The following is a 19,523-nucleotide window of genomic DNA, read 5'->3' as shown; positions in this document are numbered from 1 at the left end:
CAGGTCCTCCTTGAAAACGGCTCTTTCGCCCAACACTATATCAGAAGAGGCAGTCACCGGCAAATCTTATCATAAAACCTTGAAGTTGCAAGATAAGGTTATGCCCGGACAGATGTAGGACGGAACGTCATAGAAGCTTGGGACCTTCTCACTTGCATGAATGTTGTAAAGTGAATGTATATCCTGCGTTATGCCAAGGAGGACAAGAAGATGAATGTCATAAATGAAACCCCCGGTTTAGAGGAGTTTGTTGAGTTAAGATTTGCTGCAGGTGCTGAACCCGTGAGTCATCAAGCATTAAAGAACGGCCTTGATCATTCGGTTTATGTAGCGACAGTCCGGGACGAGCGGTCTGTACTGATCGGGACGGGCAGAATCATAGGCGATGGCGGATGTTATTATCAGATCGTAGATCTTTTCATACATCCAGATCAAAAAGAGCATGGTTTGGAAGAGGTTATATTGAGCAATCTGCTCGACTTTCTGCATGAGTATGCATCCGCCGATGCAACCATCATGGTCATGTCGGATGTGGCTGGGATGAAGTGGTATCAAAAGCAAGGATTCAAGCTTGTATATCCGGATTATTACGGTATGACCCGAAAAGTTGGCCGGCATTCAGCAATATCCGATATCTAATAGTCATGTTCATGCGTGCACCTCCAATAACCTTTGGCATTGGAGGTGTTCGCCATGACACGATGTACATCATTGTGGCTAAAGTGATAACAAGTTTTTGACGTATCCCGGGTTGCAGAACTATCGTTGATCCTGCCATCCATTTCCTATATATTGGCGTTGTTGCATGTGATGCGGATCAGGATTGCTGTTATTCGAAGGTTTGCAATTACTTGGAGGACCAATGACAACCGTATCCGTGATCGGTGCCAACGTTTCTTTGACCTGAGCTTCATTCAAACAATAAGTATGGGCTAAAATCTCAGCAGGGGTCAGGCGAAGCAGGTCCGAACCGGCAATGAATTCTGGAACCGGAGCATCGAAAATGGCCAAAATATGCGTATTGTCCACCGTCGCGATTTCATAATGCCACCAGCCTTGCGGTACATTAGCGACTTGGCCTGGAGTAACCGGAATGTTAATCAGCTTCTTGGTGAAGGGATTGACCAGAGATACGACGGCTGCACCGGATATCAAGTACACCAGTTCGGAAGCATTCTGATGGATATGCGGCTCAACAACGTTGGATCTGCTCAAAAATATGTCCAAGAGGGAAACGTTGCCGAGCGTATTCAGCTGCTTAACAGAAAGAGCGTTGATATAGTTTTGATCATCTTTTTTAAACATTGGATTATTTCTCAGATCGTACGAGAACTGAACTGACGGTGATGTGAAATCCATGTACGAAATCATGCTTTTGCTTCACGTCCTTCATGCGTTATGGGTATTTGCCTTCGTGGGTTATCATATGCGCAACCTGTGCGAATGTCCCTGTTTCCATCTCCATTCCCTTTAAAAGATAGAAATGGTATCTCTGGAAGTGATATAGTAAATCTAGTATTCTATGAATACAAATCTATCACTAGATAACAGGAGAACCAAAATATGAAGGTATTAGGAAAGTTACTTCTAAGTTCTGTCATTTTCGCTGGATCTTTGTCTGTTGTTCCTCTGCATAAGACAGAGGCAGCCGCCGGAAAAGTAAGCATCATGCTGGATGGCTACGCGCTTCCTTTTCCAGTGCAGCCAACGGTTATCAAAGGAACGACGATGGTTCCATTCCGTGCTATTTCCGAGGCGCTGGGCATTCAAGTCATTTGGAATCAAAAGGAGCAAAAGATAACAGCAACGAAGGTTAAAGGTGGAGAAGCGAAGCAGGTTGTCTTGAAAATAGGAAGTAAAAACGCTCTGGTAGACGGAAACACAACGACATTATCCATTGCACCGCAGACCATACAAAACAGTACGATGATTCCGCTGAGCTTTTTCAGCCAGCAATTCGGAGCAGCCGTTGCCTGGGATCAGCCGTCGCAGACGGTATCCATTACTTCGCCGCAAAAAGATATGTATACGATGGGCTTTTATGCTTTATCTTCCTATGATGAACGGGCATATATTCCTTCTTTTGACGCCATCTCCTTTGGCTGGAGCCGAATTGATACCAATGGCCAGTTTACGATTGAAGGGAAAGAGTATAAATGGCCTCAGGCAGCTGGCGATGTTACACCGGAATCCATTATCCAAGATGCGGATCAGCAGGATACTTCGCCTTATTTGATGGTATATTCGGTTGACTCTAGTCTAGAGCTGACTAAGAATCTGGAAGATGCGGCGCTACAGGAAAATACGACTTCGCAAATCGTTGCCACGGCATCCGAGAAAGGCTTCAAGGGAATTGCGCTTGATTTGGAGGGACTGGGCTTATCCGGTGATAAGAGCAAGGTGAAATCCGAGTATAATGCATTTATTAAGAATTTATCCGCCAAAGCCCATCAAGCCGGACTGAAGCTGACCTTGGTCCTTCACCCGTTGAACAGTTCTTATGCCGGTTACGATTATAAGACCTTGTCGAGTCTAGCAGATGATTTAGTTATTATGGCGTATGCTTTTGAACAAGAGAAGGGCCCCGAGCCTTTGAATAAAGTGGATGAGGCTATCCGTTTGGCCTTGAAGGAGACGAGCAAAGACAAGCTGATTCTCGGCATTTCTTTTGGAAGCGAGAAGGATTCTACCGTTAACTCCAAAATCGGTCTCGCAAAACGATATGATCTTAAGGGTGTCGCATTCTGGCGTTTGGGCTTGATCGGTCAACCGGCGTGGGCACAGATTAACCAATCTATTGAAATGAAATAATAGAAAAAAGAGCTATCCCAATAGGGGACAGCTCTTTTTTTACAATTCCGTCAAGTGCGGCCTGTTTCCAAGTGAATAGGTTGATAAACTTGTTACCTATCAGAGAATAGGAGACAACAGCCTGGACACGGACTCTTTAATTCGTATCCATCGAGGGCGTTCCAAGTATTCCTGCATGGTAAGCTGCCTGGATACACGCAGATCCTCTTCAAACACCTCCATCAGTTTTTGGGAAATCCGGTCATCATATAAAAATGAGTTCACTTCGAAATTAAGCTTAAAGCTGCGGTAATCGATATTGGCGGTTCCCACGGAAGCCAGTTCTCCGTCAATAACGATCGTTTTTGCATGGATAAAACCATTGTTATAGAGATATATCGTTGCGCCAGTCTTCAACAATTCACCTATGTATGAGTACGTCGCCCAATATACGAAGATATGATCCGGTTTATCCGGAATCATGATTTTCACTTCGACGCCGGAAAGGGCCGCGATCCGCAAGGCATCCAGCAAGCTCGCATCCGGAATGAAATAAGGGGTCTGGATATAGATCGATTTTTTGGCTGAAGTGATCATCTTAATGTAACCGTTCTTGATATGTTCAAATTCGCTGTCCGGACCGCTGGTTACGATTTGCATGCCGATCTTGCCTGAAGGACCCACGCGTGGAAACAGATTCGGCGAATAGGTAATCGAGTGATGATGGGAAGCCTGATTCCAATCCAGTATGAATCGGATTTGCATGGCATACACAGCGGAACCCGAAATTCGTAGATGCGTATCGCGCCAATAGCCGAATTTGGAATTGAGGCCAAGGTATTCATCGCCCACATTAAAACCGCCTACATAACCAATTTCTCCGTCAATAATGACCAGCTTTCTGTGGTTGCGGTAATTCAGCCGGAGATTGATCAGCCTAAGTCTTGAAGGGAAGAAGGCTTCTGCCAGACCACCCGCTGCGCGGAATTCGCGGAAAAAGCGTTTGGTCAGCTTCTTGGATCCCAGTTGATCGTATAGGACTCTGACTTTTACGCCTTCCCGTGCTTTTTGGGTTAGAAGATTCATCAATTTTTTGCCGAGGTTGTCGTTTTGAATAATGTAATACTGGATGTGGATATAATCTTTGGCAGCGTCAATATCCTTGAAGAGCTTGTCGAATTTCTCTTGGCCGTCCGTGATGATATCTACCGCATTATTTTCGGTGAAAATAGAGTGGTTGTTGTTTAGATGCATGTAAATGAGATCGCGATTTTTGCTGGCGGATGCATTATGAAACTGATAGCTGCCCGTTTGGATTTGTTCGATTTGCTCCAAGATGATCTCTTCCACGCCGATTTTTTTCAAGTCGCCCCAATGAAACAGACGGACATGCCTGAAGTTCTGGGCGAACAGCAAGTACAGCATAAATCCGGCAATCGGAATAAAGGACAAGACAAGCAGCCAAGCCCATGTGGCACCGGCATCCCGCCTTTCTTTAAAGACGACGACCAGAGCGAATATGAAATTCAGAAATAGAATTAACCCTAATATCATGGATGAAAAATTCATTGCTACGAAATCCTCCTACTGCTTCATGCGTTTCAAAAATTACATTAGTTGCTGCAAATCGGAAATGTCGTGCTTAAGTCGGTTAAGAAAATGTCTTGAAATAACGGAAGGGGTATGATCCTTCTGCTGAATCACACCCAGATACACCGGGCTTGTCTGGGGAAGGTCGAAATTCAGAATCACCGTGTCATCATCGGTAAAAAGAGGCTCAGTGATGAATGAATAATTAAGTCCGACGGTGACGGCCAAATGATTCATGCAGGCTCTGCTGATCAAGGCCCGATTGTTGGTTGTGTACGCGATGTCGACCTCTCCGTATTTCTTCTGGAAGTCGTCCATGAACCATTTCACGTAATCATCATTATACAGTACAACGGTTTGCTGTTTAAGCTCTTTTGGCGTAATTACTTTCTGATAGGCCAAAGGAGAGAGGATACTGGTCGCGGCAACCATTTTCACCTTAAGCAGGCGTTCAAAATCAACCCCCAAGTGCTCGACCAGCCGGTTCTTGAAAAGAATGATGAAGCCGAGATCGATTTTGTCATTCAAAATGTCGTCGATGATGTCCTGGGAACCTTGTTCGACAATCTCGATTTTAACTTGCGGGTATTGCTTTTTGAAGTCGAGCACCGCTTGCTCCAACAAGAATATGGGGCCAGGAATCGTGGCTAATCGCAGTCGCCCTTGAATCGTATTGGAATATCCCTGCGCAGCTTCTTTCAGTTCATCGTATTTCTGAAGCAGTTCAATCGCTTTCTTGATGATGGCAGCTCCTTCTACGGTAGGCACGGCTCCGGTGCGCGAACGCTTGAGGACGGTGACACCCCATTCTTCCTCCAGACTGGATATGGATTGACTGACAGCCGATATGGTCACATGCAGATTTTGCGCCGCTTTGGAGATCGAACCCGTCTTTGCAACTTCGACCAAATACTCCAATTTTTCAATATGCATAATGTCGGATCGATCCTTTTCTTTAAGAAATACTTAATTTAAATTAAATATGTTTAAATTTCGTTTAATCAATAACGATGATACCATAGAAGTAAAGCCTGAGGTACTCAAGATTTGCAGCTGCAGCGATTTATCAGGCAATATGTTCATTTATTTCAGGGAAAGCTATAGATACATCATTTCAGAAAGGGAGTAATGACATGAGACTGGAAGGTAAAGTTGCACTCATCACTGGAGCAGGAGCCGGTATCGGAAAAACGACAGCACTTCGGTTTGCACAAGAAGGCGCCAAAGTCATCGTAACGGATATCAACTTGGAAAGCGTGAACCAAACGGTTGCTGAAGTAAAAGAGGCCGGTGGAACGGCTGTCGCATTTAAGCATGACGTCAGCAATGAAGAGAATTGGAAGAGCATTGTAGACGCATCGGTGCAACAGTTCGGTTCTATCGATATTTTGTTCAACAACGCCGGCATTTATTTTATCAAACCGATTGCCGATATTGGTCTCGACGAATGGAACCGCATGATTTCGATTAACGTTACAGGTGTATTCCTTGGCATGAAACATGTCTTGCCTGTGATGGCCAAACAAAATGGTGGTTCGGTTATCAATGCTTCGTCGATTGCGGGATTGACAGGTGCTTCGGGTCACGTAGCTTACGGTGCTACCAAAGGCGCTGTACGAATTATGACCAAGGATGCGGCTATCGAGTATGCATCGCATAACGTTCGCGTGAATTCGATCCATCCGGCCTACATCAATACGGCTATGGGCGACTATGCAACGCAAGTGAATCAGATGTCGGCGGCGGAGCTTGGCAAACGGGTAGCTCCGATCGGGCGTTTCGGTACAGTGGAAGAAGTATCGAATCTCGTGTTGTTCCTGGCTTCGGATGAGTCTTCGTATTCAACGGGTTCTGAATTTATTATCGATGGCGGGGCTACAGCGATCTGATCGGATATGCACTAAAAAATCATTCAGCTATATAAGATGGGAGAGAACATTCATGAAATTTGAAAATAAAGTTGCCATTGTAACCGGCGGCGCAAGCGGCATTGGGGAATCTTCAGTCAGATTGTTTGCATCGGAAGGGGCCAAAGTCGTTATTGCCGATTTTTCGGATCGCGGACAAGCCGTGTCGGATGAGCTGAACGGACAAGGCTTCGATACATTGTTCGTCAAAACCGATGTCACGAAGGAACAGGATGTTATCAGCATGGTCGAACAAACCGTAGCGAAATACGGCAAGCTGGATATTTTGTTTGCCAACGCAGGCATCGCTCAAGACGGACCGGCCGATCAGTTGGCATTCGACAGCTGGCAGCGCACCATTGACATCAATTTGACGGGTGTGTTCCTTTGCGATAAATATGCGATTAAACAAATGCTTGCACAGGGTAACGGCGGCGCGATTGTCAATTGCGGTTCCATTCACAGCCATGTCGGCAAGGCAGGCGTGACTGCATATGCATCTGCCAAAGGCGGCGTGAAGCTGCTCACCCAGACACTAGGGACGGATTATGCACAAAAGGGTATCCGCATTAATGCGGTCTGCCCTGGATATATCGACACGCCGCTGATTAAAGGCAGAACCGAAGCCATTACGCAGCATTTGGTTGGACTTCATCCGATGGGTCGTTTGGGTAAACCTGAAGAAGTAGCCAAAGCCGTCTTGTTCCTGGCGAGCGATGACGCTTCGTTTATCACCGGCACGAGCCTGCTTGTTGATGGCGGATATACAGCGGTGTAAATTGATTTGGCAATTTCGTTCTATTACAAACCAGTCGTTGGCTATACAGCCGACGGCTGGTTTTTTGTCGTTCCGGGAGGAGATGGACATATACATATGGAAAGATAAGAGCATGTGCTGTAATTCTAAAAAGGCGGAGGTTCATTGCAACATGAACAAAAACATTCCCGGCATCTCGGCGCAAGTCGCCGCTTACCTTGAACGGATCCGTTACGAGGGAAAGGTTGAACCGACGGCGACCGTACTCGCAAGTCTTCAGGAGCATCATATTCACGCCGTTCCTTATGAGAATCTGGATATCCTAAGCGGCGTGCCATTGTCGCTTGACCTTGAAGATTTATATGATAAGATCGTCGTCCGCCGTCGCGGCGGCTATTGTTTCGAATTGAACGCTTTATTCAGCTGGCTTCTCGAAGAGCTGGGGTTCGGAGTGACCCATTATTTCGCCAGGTTCTGGCGCGATGAACCTCAACCGCCGCCAATGCGCAGACATCATATTCTGCGGGTGGAAGCGGAAGGGGACATCTATCTCTGCGATGTTGGCGTAGGGGGAATCGTTCCCGTCCGCCCGCTGCTGATGGCAGATGGAATTGAACAGGATCAGGGCCAGGAATGTTATCGGTTTGAACGCGATCCATTCTATGGATGGATGCTATGCGAACGCAAGAACGGGGAGTGGAGCCGCATCTATTCGTTTACCGAAGAAGCGCAGCTTCTTCAGGATTATCAAATGGCTTCTTACTGGTGCGAACATGCTTCCGAATCCATTTTCACCCATTCCGCGATGGTATTTATCCGTACCGTCGAAGGCAGAAACACCGTGGCGGGGGAAGAGTTCAGGATATTCACATCCCGAGGCGTCGAGTCTTGGGTGCCACAGACCACCGAGGAATATCGACAGGCATTGGAAAAGCATTTTGGGATAGTACTGGGTTGAGAACACAGGAATCATCTATCGAGGGAGGAATACGCATATGCCGTTTTTATCGTTAACAACATGGAGCTTGCACAGGAATTTAGGTCCGCTCCGCTGGACGTATTGGGATGAAGGGAATCAAAGGCAAGGAACGGTGATCGATGAACAGCCGGAAACGATCTCCTTGCTTGATCTGCCTCAGATGCTGCATGACCAAGGTTTTCAGGCCATGGAGATCTGCCATTTTCATTTTCCGGACACCAGTGATGCCTACTTAAAAGAGTTACGGGAATCGATAGAGCGGTCTGACATCCGTTTTTACACCTTACTCGCCGATTACGGAGATATTACGAACCCTGACGAACAGCGTAGGGAAGCGGATATGAACTGGCTTAAAAACTGGATTGATATTGCATCGGCCGTGGGTGCCGAACGCATCCGGATCATTGCCGGCGATGCCGACCCGGATGACGAGGCCGCTGTCCGATTGGCGGGTGAACAGCTGGGGAGGCTTATCGATTATGCATCGGATAAACATGTCCGAATCATTACCGAAAACTTTCACGATCTGACCTCAACGGCGGCGAATTGCATAACATTGCTGGATGGCTGCGACGGAGCGCTCGGCTTAACAACGGATTTCGGCAACTTCGCCGGTGCGGGGAAACTTGAAGAACTAGGTGCCACCATCCCGCGCAGCGAGTCGATTCACGCCAAAGCTATCACGGATGAAAAGGGTAATCTGGACGAGGAAGAATTCAGGGGCTGCATGGCTCTTGTCAGAAGCAGCGGCTATGAGGGCCCGATTACATTGGTTTATGATGGGCCGGGTGATATGTGGGAAGGTGTTCACCGTGTAAAAGCATTAGTTGAGCCTTACTTATAAGAAAAACGATTCATTTTACGGGTTTACGATGGAGAGCATTTCAATTTCTTCTCATGCGAAGGAATATGGAGTGCTTTTTTTTACTTTTAATAGTTGGTGTGTTTGCGAAAAGGTATGGGACTCAGTGGTCCCGTACCTTATTTTTTTGTCGGATTTGGTTCTAACATGATGTTCTTCAAAATAAGAAAAAGTAAGCGCTTAACAATTAGGCAATAGTTTGTTACGTATCCGCCTTTTCTTGTTCCAATTACCGTGTCAAGGTCATTCACACTATACGTAAAGGAAGTGAAGGGACTTATGGCAGCCAAGCAAGGACATGTTATGATCGGAATTCGTATTCGGAAAAAGCATGCTATCCGCAAACTCGCCATTTGTTTGGTTTTGATCGTTGTTCTGGCGTTATCCTGCATCACACCTTCATCAGGATTGGCGGCTGCGCAAATAACGATTGATCCGCCTAGTACTGCTGGCCCGTTAGGACCAGGAATGACTCGTTTGACCGGAACTTACAGTGGCGTTTATGACATTGAAATTGTAGTGAACGGAGATTCGCTGACAAGTGTCCATATGCCAGAAGGCAATGCAGGTAATTGGTATGCCGACGTCGATTTGTCGATGTATGACGGTCCGGTCGAGGTGATCGCAAGAGGTAAGGATGTTGCGACCCGCTATGCCGCCTGGTCTCCTTTTATGCAGATCGAGGTGGATAATCCGCAGGCGAATATTCCACAGGTGCGGGTCATAAGCCCAACGGAGCAGGATTCCCCTGAGGGGCAAATACCGGTTGAAGTCGATGCTTCAGGTAAAAATGGTATTGCACGCGTTCAGGTGAGAATCAACGGTGGAGCATGGGAGGATGCCAGTCCGTCCGCCTCAGGGTACTTGTATAAATGGAATACGGAGCCGGTTTCGGGACGAATCAACAGTTTGGAAGCGAGAGCGGATGATGTAAACGGAAATATCGGGTACAGTCAAACCGTGTATGTCAAAGCCGGAGTTCCCGTGGAGATGGAAAGCCATGAAGCCGTTGTTACGGAGACGGACTCCCCTGATCGGAAAGAGAGAGCTGCAGGTGGAGGTGACGAAAAGGGAACCATTGCAGAGGAAGGAACGGCTCCCACGGTATCGAGGGATGTTTACGGTCAAGACCGAGCGTTGTGGATTTGGGAAAACGAGTCCTACCCGCTCATTATGAACTCCGGAGCCAGGACGGTATTGGATGCGATGTCATCGGATACGGCCACGTTCGGTCAAGATCAGATCCGGACCTTTTACTTGGCCGTAGGAAATTACAATGGGGTTCGAATGCTGGAAGACAAACGTGCGGAGGTTCGCGATTTTATCGGGTGGGCCCATGACCGTGGCTATCAGGTTCAGGCTTTAATTGCCGGCGGAACGACGCCACCGTACTTCGGGGCGTATACAAGATATCAGAAGCAAGCCGTAGCTGAATTGGAAAGGATCTTAAATTATAATATATCTTCCAGCGAGCATGAAAGATTCGATGGGGTCAATATTGATACGGAGCCGTACAGTCTGCCTGACTTTAAAAGCGAAAAGCCTTCCGTTCAAATTCAATATTTGAATATGCTAAATGCTCTGATGGATCGTAAAGCGGCCTCCGGGCTATCGCTTCAAGTCGGTGCGGCAATTCCCCGCTGGTTCGATACTTCTGTGGATGCAACGGATATTGTATGGAACGGTTCCGTCAAACCGCTATCCGAGCATGTGCAGGATACGCTAGATTATATCTCAATCATGGATTATCGCGACCAAGCGGAAGGTTCAGTCGGTATCATCGATCAAGCGCGGGGAGAGATGGAATATGCGAATACAATCGGGAAGCCGTATTCTGTCGTGATCGGCGTAGAAACGAAAGATATTGCGGACGGTGGTGATCCCGAAACGATTACCTTTAATGAAGAAGGACGGCTGCATATGGAGGCTGAGCTGGATAAAGTGTATGCCGCATTTGAGGGGGACTCGGCATTCGGAGGCATTGCCATCCATCACTATGATTCGCTTCGAAACCTCCCTTCCATCTGGGGGCCGGATGCTGTTTTTTGGCAGGCGCCCGCAGACATCGAACCTCCAACAGCTGTTTCGGGAGCGCTGAAGGCGTCTGTATTCGACTATCAGCAGATCGATATCACCTACGGCCCGGCTGTGGATAATGCGGCCATTCAGCAATATCGCATTTACCGTGGAACCAGCATGAGCTTTCCTCTTGATGAAGAGCATCTCGCAGGGGTTTCCAACAAATTGAGCTTCCGTGACAAAGGACTGCTTCCGGATACGAAATATGTATATAAGGTCACGGCTGTCGACACGTCCGGGAATGAGGGGCCGCCAAGCAATCCCGTTAAGGCCAAGACCGGGCATACAACACTTAAGCCGATGGTGGTATCGAATATCCAAATGTCGTATGACGGCACGAAGGGCATAGTTACCATTCGGGTTACGGATTTGAAAACCGGAGAGGCAGTCACTGCAGAGGTCGGAGGAAGATTCACGTATATGGCAGGGAAATACGTTAACGGTACGACTACCGCCGCCGGTTTCTTTACCGCCAATTCGGAATCTGTCTCTGCGCCATCGGGCGAGATCGGTTTTGGACCAAGGCGGATCACGGCCCCCGGATACTATTGGGCGCAGGCCTATGATAAGAAAGTGGGATCATCCATCCGTTGGGGAGGTTGAAGAACGTCGATAAGACGTTTTTCTTTTTTTTTTGCATTTTCAAAACTTTTTGACCCATCTCTTGCGTCTAGCCGATGAGTGTGACCGGAAGACACTTATAAAGAGAGATGGAGGATGTAAGATATGAAAAAGAAAACGATAATGATGATGAAATTAGGTGCCGTAGGTTGTGCAGCCATGATCGGAGTCAGCGCAGCGAGTATGCCTGTAAACGCTATGGCATCGGCACCGACAGCGACAAACGCAGCCGTAAGTACCAACGTACATGCAGCCGTCCCTATAGTGGCTGGAGTGAAAGTAGAGGAGAAGGTCCTGACTACGGACAGCAAAAACCTTACCGTGAATATTAAGGTGCCGCAGCTGACCGGAATGCAGGACGCAAGATATCAGGATGAGCTGAACGACATCATTTTATCCCACGCGCAAAAGGATCTTGCCCAGTGGGAGAAGGATGCCGCTGAAACAGCCAAAAAAGCCCAAGCCAATCACCTGGAGTTCCATCCATACGATCTCTACATTACCTATAAGCTGAAATCGGACGGAACAGGAAGCCCGGCAGGCGTGTTGTCGCTTGAGGTGATCACCGAGGGATCGGAAGGCGGAACGAGCATGCCCCGGATCGATACTTACAATGTGAAAAATACCTCTGAGGCTGAACGCGTGACACTGGAGGATCTTCTCGGAGCTAACTATAAAGAGAAGCTTGATGCAGATATTCTTGCTCAAATGAAGCAGGATCCGGACAAATACTTCTTTGAAGATTACAAAGGCACGTTCACGGAGCAGTCTTTCTATATTGAAAATGGAGAACTGGTTATTGTGTTCCCCAAATACAGCATTGCTGCGGGATATGTGGGTTCACCTGAGTTCCGTTTCAGTCTGAAAAACGATCCATCCCCTGAGACAAAGCCAAATGACGTGAAGCCTGAGGCTGCTGTAAAGCTGGATTTGAAAAAGGTGACAGCATATACGGGAGTGCATGGTGTTAGGATGGTTTCTTTGCGTGATGTGGCGCAGCAGCTCTCGTATGAATTGAAATGGGACGCAGCCACCAAATCTGCCGAATTGAAAAAGGATGCCCAGTGGACACGCGTTTCCCTTGGCAAGGATTCGTATTTCTTCGCGAAAATGGCTCCCAAAACTTTAGGCGCAGCACCTATGCTTCAGAACAATAAGCTCTACGTGCCTATCCAATTCGTGACCGACATTCTGAACGTTCAAGTGCAGGATTAATATTTATTTTGAACAACATGGCGATTATTCCGATTATGGCATCCCGCAGGACTCTATTCTTGCGGGGTGTTTTTTTAATTGTACTTCCCGCCACCATAAATTCCATGTATTAGAAAGAACTTTTTACATAATCTCTCGCGTCCTGCCTATGAACAACTAATCAAGAGTAAGGACTGAATGGCAATGAAAGATCACAACATGAAGCAGTATAGCAATCAAGCAATGGGAAATGGCTTACCCATACATCGGGTAGGCGGTAAGCGCTACATGCCGGGATTGGACGGGTTAAGAGCTTTGTCCGTCATCGCAGTCATTGCGTACCATTTGAATATGAAATGGGCGCAGGGCGGACTGATCGGCGTAGGCATCTTTTTCGTCATCTCCGGGTATCTCATCACCGATCAAATCATTCAGGAATGGAAACGACATCAAAGCCTGAATCTCGTGGATTTTTGGATTCGAAGAGCACGTAGGCTGCTGCCCGGGATGCTGGCGATGATGTTGTTCGTGGCCTTATGGCTGTTATGCACGGATTCGGGCAGACTACTTTCACTCAAGGGAGCATTTCTATCATCACTGTTTTATGTGAATAACTGGTGGCTGATTTTTCATCAGGTATCCTACTTCGAGAGCTTTGGGCCGCCTTCGCCGATCGGACACCTCTGGTCGCTGTCCATTGAAGAACAATTTTATGTCGTCTGGCCCATCGCTCTTGTAATTGGACTCCAAACGACTCAACAACGCGGTAAATTGTCACTGTTGATTCTTACCCTTGCTTGCGTTTCCGCAATAGCCATGGCTATGGGTTATGTCCCGGGAACCGACCCGAGCAGAGTGTACTACGGTACGGATACCCGGATGTTTGCCCTCTTGATTGGTGCAGCTCTGGCGGTGTTGTGTCCAAGCCGGAAAATGAATGACAATGTAGCAGCAGGTTCTCGCGTTCTGCTCGATCTTGTCGGCTCGCTGGGCTTGACTATACTTATATTCCTGATTTACCGAACCAATGAATACGATGACTTCCTCTACCGCTACGGATTTTTGTTCATCGCCCTGATCACCGCTGCCGTGATTGCCGTGCTTGCGCATCCCGCGAGTCTGATCGGCAAAATCATGGGATGCAAGCCTCTCCGCTGGATCGGGGTTCGATCCTACAGTTTGTACATATGGCATTACCCGGTGATCGTGTTGTCTAGTCCAGCAGTGAACACGAGTGGAACGAGCATTGGCCGAACCTTACTGCAGCTTGCAGCCAGCTTGATGCTTGCGGCTTTATCGTATCGATACATCGAGGAGCCTTTGCGAAGAGGAGGATTTCGAAGGAACCGGAAAACTGAGTTTCAATCTCGGCGGAGACTTCGTCCGTTACTAATGGCGGCGATCCTTCCGGTCATCGTGATTCCGGTTGCCTGCAATATGGTTTTTTCTAGTCCGGAGCCTGCACAAGAAGAAGAAAAACCTTCCGTTCCTGTGCAATCCCCTGCCGAGACGATTCCAGATGAGAAAAAACCTGTTCCTGACAAAATTCATTCCGGTAAAGGCGTCACTGCAATCGGCGATTCCGTCATTTTGGATGCAGCGCCTTTTCTGGAAAAAATGCTTCCAGGCATTGTCGTCAGCGGCAAAGTCGGTCGGCAAATGCGGCAGGCACAGGATGTTATAGATCAGCTGAAATCCCAAGATCGATTGGCTGAGCGCGTAATTATTGAGCTCGGGACGAACGGCCCCTTTAATACGAAGCAATTAAGGTCCTTGTTGGATTCGCTGAAGAACGCGAAGCAGGTGATTCTCGTGAATACACGCGTTCCGCGGACATGGCAGGATACTGTGAATAAGGATATTGCAGAAGTTTCCAATGATTTCGGCAATACGGCGGTAGTAGACTGGTATTCGGCCAGTGAAGGAAAGGACGATTATTTCTATAGGGACGGCGTGCATTTGAAACGCGAAGGCGCCGAGTATTATGCTTCCATATTGGTGAAGGCATTAGAATAAGAAAAACGTTTATCGATGTACTTACATGGAAGATGGACCACTTTTAAAAGGAAGTTTTTCTTGCGATATCAGGATGCGACTCCCTCAAGTTCATACTTTCTGATATCGTTAAAAAAAATGCCAGTTTTTCAAAACTTTTAGGGTGTCCCATACGTCTTGCTCCTGTTACAACACCAGTGATCATATAGAGAAGGGTAATCGACCATGTTGAATAGGAAAACCGAAAAATTACTGACGCGCTGCATTCGCGAACATAAAGAAAATGTCTATCGACTCGCCTACAGTTATGTCAAGAACAAAGAAGATGCGCTGGATATCGTGCAGGATTCCATTTATAAAGCAATGACGAATATAGAGCTGCTCAAGAATCCGGAAGCCGTCAAGAGCTGGTTTTACCGGATCGTGGTGAATACCGCTCTGGATTTTCTGCGCAGGAACAAAAAGGTGCATCCGATGGACCATGAAATGATTGAAGCCCACAGCGCGGGAGCTGAGGATGTGTATACGGATATTGATTTGAAAAGAACGCTTGATGCACTTCCGGAAAAGTATCGCATCGTCATCGTGCTGAGATATTTCGAGGACATGAAAATCGATGAGGTTGCGGCCGTGCTGGACGAGAATGTGAACACAATAAAAACGAGGCTGTATCAGGCGCTTCAACTGCTTAGGGTGAAGATGGATGATGGACCCTCAAAGGAGATCAAGTAAGATGGATAACAAAATGGAACAGCTGCGCAAGGATTATACCGATGTGCCGATTCCGGAAGAGCTGGATATGATCGTGGACGGTGCGATTAGCCAATCACTTAAAGCCAACCGCAAACGCAGCCCAAAGTATAGATGGATCGCTGGAGTCGGCGCGGCGGCCCTTATCTTCCTTGTCACGATTAATGCGAGCACAACGGTAGCCAATGCCTTGTCGACCATCCCCGGAGTCGGCAAGATCATTAAAGTGCTTACGTTAAAGGAATATGTGGTGGAAGAAAACAACTATAATGCGAACATTAAGGTGCCTGCCATTACTCAACTGGATAACAAGGAATTGGAGCTGGGTCTGAATGAGAAATACATGAAGGAGAATAAAGCGCTGTATGACAAATTCCAGGCCGAGATCAACGACTTGAAAAAAATGGGCGACGGCCATCTGGGAGTGGACGCGGGTTATGAGATCAAAACGGATAATGACGATATTTTGTCTATTGAGCGTTATGTTGTGGAGAGCGCGGGTTCGTCTTCAGAAGAGCTGAAGTTCGATACCATCGATAAAAGGAATCAGCTTCTCATCACCTTGCCGATGCTGTTTAAAGATGATCATTACATCGATTTGATCAGTGCCAACATCCAGGAGCAGATGAAAGCGCAGATGAAAGCAGATCCGAATAAATTTTACTGGGTATCCGGCGCTGCGGACGTCCTGCCGACGGATGAATTCAAAGCCATCAAGAAAGACCAGAGCTTCTATATTAACAACGACGGCAAGCTCGTGATCGTGTTCAATAAATACGATGTCGCTCCCGGATATATGGGCGCTGCGGAATTCGTTATTCCTAGCGATGTCCTGAAGGGCGATCTGGTTAGTCACAAGTATATCAAGTAGAGCAAAGACCGGGTGAACGGATGGTATCCGTGCCCGGTCTTTTTTATTGGGATGATGCTTGCAATTATGATGTAATCCTTTATAATGTATAAAGCGGACAATGAATATCCAGGTTATATCCTATGAGGCAAGGTGAACGATGTATGCACATGAAAACGGGCGTTGAACAATCCGTATATGCGATTCTATTACTGAACATGCTACCCGAAAAGGCTGTGCTTCCTGGTGAAGCGATCAGCCAGCAGTTGGGCGTATCTTCCACGTATTTTCAAAAGCTGTTAAGAAAATTGGTCAGCGCGGATCTGATTACATCCGTACCCGGAACGAAAGGCGGCTTCAAGCTGAAGAAGCGGATCGAGGACATCCGAATTTACGATGTTTACCTCGCCATTGAAGGACAGCAGACGCTGTACTCTTCGAGCGGGATTCTGAACGATATGCTTGAATTATGCGAAGAAGATCGCTGCTGCTTATTGTCCGATCTGATGCAGGAAGCGGAAGACGCATGGAAATCCGTGTTGAAACGGGAAACGGTCGCATATTTGGCTGAAGAAATGCAGGCGGACCGTTTTACGCATAAATTGGAGACATTGCAGGCATGGGTAAAAGATAAAATGGTCGTTTAACCATATGAACATAACATGAAGAGAAATGAGGTCATCCGATGATTCCCATCTTGGCACGGATTAATGAGTTAGCCAAAAAAGAACGCGAAGAAGGATTAACCAATGCGGAGCGCGTGGAACAGCAGGTGCTGCGTGAAGATTACCTGCGAGAAATCCGTGGTCAGGTGCTCCATTCCTTTTCGGGACTCAAGATTGTCGATCCCTTGGGAAATGACGTAACGCCGGAGAAGATCCGCATCAAACAAAACGAAGAAGCCCGTAAGCTCCTTCACTAAGAGAGAGGTGCAGCATATGGAAACCAGCAAAAATGATAAACAGTTGAAGGATATTACCTATTCCGTCCTTGATTTGGCGCCGATAACGGTTGGCAGCACGCCAGGTGAGGCGTTTAAGCATACGTTGGATTTGGCACAGCATGTGGAGAAATGGGGGTATCACCGTTTCTGGCTGGCCGAGCATCACAATATGCCGGGGATCGGGAGCTCTGCCACTTCCGTCGTGATTGGATACGTTGCTGGCGGAACAAGAAAGATCCGGGTTGGTTCCGGTGGAATCATGCTGCCAAACCATGCCCCGCTGGTCATTGCGGAACAATTCGGCACACTTGAGGCTATGTATCCCGGCCGGATCGATCTGGGCCTGGGCCGCGCACCCGGCAGTGATCAGCTGACAGCTATGGCCCTTCGTAGAGACGTACGGGCGAACGGACAGGAATTCCCGGAGCAGTTAGAACAGCTAAGAGCTTATCTGGATCCGGATTCAAGATTTAACCGCGTGCGGGCGATTCCGGGCGAAGGACAGGAGATTCCCATCTGGCTTCTCGGATCAAGCGGATTCAGTTCTGCGCTTGCAGCGAAGCTGGGCCTTCCGTTTTCTTTTGCGAGCCATTTCTCGCCGGAGTATACGGTACCGGCACTGACGCAATACCGCGATAATTTTCAACCATCGAGCGTGCTGGATAAGCCGCATACCATGGTTGGCGTCAACGTGTTCGCGGCGGATACGACAGAAGAGGCGGAATATCTTGCAACCTCCTATCAACAGCAGTTCTTGAGCTTGATCCGCAACACACCGGGGCAGATGCCTGCGCCGGTAAAAACGATGGAAGGTCTTTGGTCGGAGCAGGAGAAAATCATCATCATGAATCAGCTGAAAACTTCGATTATCGGCAATCCCGATGAAGTGAAGCAGAAGCTGCAGGCCTTTTTGGACGAAACCCAGGCCGATGAGATGATTATTAACTCCGCGATCTATGATCATCATGCACGACTGCGTTCTTACGAAATCGTAGCTGAGATTACGGGAATGAATCGATAACTCATTATAGTATTGAACGAAATAGACTAAAAAGACCGGTAAACGGGATATCCCGTGACCGGTCTTTTTATTGTTCCACATTTTCACGAAAAATACAAAATGATGCCGACGGTGATGATCAGGCAGAGCAGGACAAAAGAAGTGATCTTCCAGCCGCTGCGAGGCACTTTGCCGCTAATGCTTCCCGTCTCGCCATTGACCATATAATGATAAGTTTTATTCTTGAAGGCATAGGTTGCATTCCATAGTGGTAAAAGTATATGTTTGTAGGTCTGGTCGTAATAATCAGTGTTGATGCTCAGATTTCTGATTTCGTCCCCGCCGATATTGCTACGGATGTCACTTTCGAGGCCATCATCAATCCGCGCTTTTGCAATGTCCCAGCCGTCCCGGAGATGAACGTTATATCTCTCGGCGGTGAAGCCGCTCAAAAATTCCGGTTTATACGGATAAAGGTCTTTTAGATTGAAATCATGGAATCTTTCGATCAGCTTCTTGTCATGCTGGCTGGAAGCGGGTATCAAGATATCGTTGAAAAAACGCTCATAATTGCCGCTTGTCGAATGCCAGACGGTATAACGAACCTGCTCGGTATAAGTTTCCGTCTTACCGTCAACCGTGCGCGTCCGCGTTTCTGTACGATAATGATACACTCCGACTTCGGCTGAATAATCCGATTCGGTCTGCGCATCGAAGGTCCAGAAGGGGATATAGATCCCTGTGACATTGGAGTTGGTCTGCTGTTTTTTGAAGGCATTCGGTACAAACCATTTTTTCTTCTTCCACTTTAGAAAGAGCTCATTTGCCCGATCTTTGGAAATATGGAAGGGAATCAGAGATTCAGGGCGGATGCTGTCGTCGCTGCCTTGAGGAAGCACCTTCGGCGAACCGCAGAATGCGCACATGGCAGCGGTTTGCTGGGCTGGAATCAGCGTTTCGGCTCCGCAGTTTTCGCATTTGATGACCTGCTGCTCCGTCCCCCAATCTTTTAGCGATTCATCCGATTCATCCGTGAAATCAAGTTCATATTCCATCGGTTCTTCATAGCCTTCAGGGATTTCAATCGGGGCCAAATTGCCGCAGTAGGTGCATTTGAGTTGCTGGCTCTCGGCATCGAATACCATTTGGGCTCCGCAGCCGGAGCAAGGAAACCGGATCGGGGCTTCTAGCGTCATATTGGTTCTC

At 47.6% G+C, this 19,523-nt stretch carries 18 protein-coding genes; 14 read left to right on the top strand and 4 right to left on the bottom strand.

Going from position 1 to position 19,523, the window contains the following annotated elements:
* The first annotated feature begins 210 nt into the window (after positions 1–210).
* The gene (locus GRF59_RS04885) at positions 211–639 is read left to right on the top strand and encodes a GNAT family N-acetyltransferase (RefSeq protein ID WP_160496513.1); all 429 of its coding nucleotides are present in this window, start codon (positions 211–213) and stop codon (positions 637–639) included.
* A 120-nt stretch (positions 640–759) separates the two neighbouring features.
* Here GRF59_RS04885 and GRF59_RS04880 read toward each other — a convergent pair whose 3' ends face one another.
* Positions 760–1,371 carry a cupin domain-containing protein gene (locus tag GRF59_RS04880; protein WP_160496512.1) on the bottom strand — a complete coding sequence of 204 codons (612 nt, stop codon included), beginning with the start codon at positions 1,369–1,371 and terminating at the stop codon, positions 760–762.
* Between the two features lie 192 nt (positions 1,372–1,563).
* Here GRF59_RS04880 and GRF59_RS04875 point away from each other — a divergent pair, with 192 nt between their 5' ends.
* Positions 1,564–2,811, top strand: coding sequence for a stalk domain-containing protein (locus GRF59_RS04875; protein WP_160496511.1), 1,248 nt, complete (start codon positions 1,564–1,566; stop codon positions 2,809–2,811).
* A 99-nt stretch (positions 2,812–2,910) separates the two neighbouring features.
* Here the strand turns inward: GRF59_RS04875 and cls are convergent, their stop codons facing one another.
* On the bottom strand, positions 2,911–4,359 hold the full coding sequence (cls, locus tag GRF59_RS04870; protein ID WP_160496510.1) for a cardiolipin synthase: 1,449 nt from the start codon (positions 4,357–4,359) through the stop codon (positions 2,911–2,913).
* Between the two features lie 39 nt (positions 4,360–4,398).
* On the bottom strand, positions 4,399–5,313 hold the full coding sequence (locus GRF59_RS04865; protein WP_160496509.1) for a LysR family transcriptional regulator: 915 nt from the start codon (positions 5,311–5,313) through the stop codon (positions 4,399–4,401).
* Between the two features lie 200 nt (positions 5,314–5,513).
* On the opposite strand from GRF59_RS04865, the gene GRF59_RS04860 reads away from it, so the two are divergent.
* From GRF59_RS04860 to GRF59_RS04805, 12 genes are all read left to right on the top strand, one after another.
* Complete coding sequence (locus GRF59_RS04860) at positions 5,514–6,269, top strand: SDR family NAD(P)-dependent oxidoreductase (protein ID WP_160496508.1); 756 nt, start codon at positions 5,514–5,516, stop codon at positions 6,267–6,269.
* Between the two features lie 52 nt (positions 6,270–6,321).
* Positions 6,322–7,065, top strand: a complete 744-nt coding sequence (locus GRF59_RS04855) for an SDR family NAD(P)-dependent oxidoreductase (RefSeq protein WP_160496507.1) — start codon at positions 6,322–6,324, stop codon at positions 7,063–7,065.
* Positions 7,066–7,216: 151 nt separating this feature from the next.
* Positions 7,217–8,002, top strand: a complete 786-nt coding sequence (locus GRF59_RS04850) for an arylamine N-acetyltransferase family protein (RefSeq protein ID WP_160496506.1) — start codon at positions 7,217–7,219, stop codon at positions 8,000–8,002.
* 37 nt (positions 8,003–8,039) lie between these two features.
* Positions 8,040–8,867 (top strand): sugar phosphate isomerase/epimerase family protein, encoded by an 828-nt coding sequence (locus GRF59_RS04845; RefSeq protein ID WP_160496505.1) that lies wholly within the window; start codon positions 8,040–8,042, stop codon positions 8,865–8,867.
* Positions 8,868–9,164: 297 nt separating this feature from the next.
* Entirely contained in the window at positions 9,165–11,567 is a 2,403-nt protein-coding gene (locus tag GRF59_RS04840) for an Ig-like domain-containing protein (protein WP_237391629.1), read from the top strand.
* A gap of 123 nt (positions 11,568–11,690) precedes the next feature.
* Positions 11,691–12,800, top strand: coding sequence for a stalk domain-containing protein (locus tag GRF59_RS04835; RefSeq protein WP_160496504.1), 1,110 nt, complete (start codon positions 11,691–11,693; stop codon positions 12,798–12,800).
* 198 nt (positions 12,801–12,998) lie between these two features.
* Positions 12,999–14,795 carry an acyltransferase family protein gene (locus GRF59_RS04830; protein ID WP_237391628.1) on the top strand — a complete coding sequence of 599 codons (1,797 nt, stop codon included), beginning with the start codon at positions 12,999–13,001 and terminating at the stop codon, positions 14,793–14,795.
* A 204-nt stretch (positions 14,796–14,999) separates the two neighbouring features.
* Positions 15,000–15,506, top strand: coding sequence for an RNA polymerase sigma factor (locus GRF59_RS04825; RefSeq protein WP_160496503.1), 507 nt, complete (start codon positions 15,000–15,002; stop codon positions 15,504–15,506).
* Position 15,507: 1 nt separating this feature from the next.
* A complete protein-coding gene (gene rsiV / locus GRF59_RS04820; RefSeq protein ID WP_160496502.1) occupies positions 15,508–16,395 on the top strand; it encodes an anti-sigma-V factor RsiV in 888 nt (295 codons plus the stop codon).
* 143 nt (positions 16,396–16,538) lie between these two features.
* Complete coding sequence (locus tag GRF59_RS04815; protein ID WP_160496501.1) at positions 16,539–17,021, top strand: RrF2 family transcriptional regulator; 483 nt, start codon at positions 16,539–16,541, stop codon at positions 17,019–17,021.
* A 38-nt stretch (positions 17,022–17,059) separates the two neighbouring features.
* The gene (locus GRF59_RS04810; protein WP_160496500.1) at positions 17,060–17,296 is read left to right on the top strand and encodes a DUF896 domain-containing protein; all 237 of its coding nucleotides are present in this window, start codon (positions 17,060–17,062) and stop codon (positions 17,294–17,296) included.
* 16 nt (positions 17,297–17,312) lie between these two features.
* Positions 17,313–18,338 carry an LLM class flavin-dependent oxidoreductase gene (locus GRF59_RS04805; protein WP_160496499.1) on the top strand — a complete coding sequence of 342 codons (1,026 nt, stop codon included), beginning with the start codon at positions 17,313–17,315 and terminating at the stop codon, positions 18,336–18,338.
* 83 nt (positions 18,339–18,421) lie between these two features.
* Here the strand turns inward: GRF59_RS04805 and GRF59_RS04800 are convergent, their stop codons facing one another.
* Positions 18,422–19,513 (bottom strand): TFIIB-type zinc ribbon-containing protein, encoded by a 1,092-nt coding sequence (locus tag GRF59_RS04800; protein ID WP_160496498.1) that lies wholly within the window; start codon positions 19,511–19,513, stop codon positions 18,422–18,424.
* Positions 19,514–19,523: the final 10 nt, after the last annotated feature.

This window comes from Paenibacillus dendrobii, from assembly GCF_009807035.1.
GTDB classification, from domain to species: Bacteria; Bacillota; Bacilli; order Paenibacillales; family Paenibacillaceae; genus Paenibacillus_AQ; species Paenibacillus_AQ dendrobii.
The sequence above is the reverse complement of the archived record's forward strand: the minus strand, read 5'-3'. Positions and strand labels throughout refer to the sequence as shown.